Source organism: uncultured Algibacter sp. (genome assembly GCF_947495675.1).
In the GTDB taxonomy this organism is placed as follows: domain Bacteria; phylum Bacteroidota; class Bacteroidia; order Flavobacteriales; family Flavobacteriaceae; genus Algibacter_B.
On the sequence record NZ_CANLZX010000069.1, the window covers coordinates 1 to 316 of the forward strand.

At 33.2% G+C, this 316-nt stretch carries 1 protein-coding gene; it reads right to left on the minus strand.

The features are described from left to right. A partial coding sequence (locus Q0842_RS16135; RefSeq protein WP_298500534.1) for a hypothetical protein occupies positions 1–316 on the minus strand: 316 nt, incomplete at both ends.

Genomic DNA, 316 nt, shown 5'->3' on the forward strand with positions numbered 1-316 from the left:
CATTACCTGGTAATATAAAAGGATTTAAATCAATAGTATATGTATACGTATAAACCGATTCATTACCTGCACAATCTGTATAAGTGAACGTATAGATTTTATCTCCTTCACAAACAGGATCTGCATTTTCAGTAATTACAGGCGTTAAATCATTACCACAAACATCGGTTACAACAGGTGCTGTAGGTTGTGTTACATCTGCTAAACATTCTACTGTAGAACTTGCATTTGCAGGTACTACAGGTAATGTTGTTACATCAATCGTGTATGTATAAGTATAAACAGATTCATTACCTGAACAATCTGTATAAGTGAA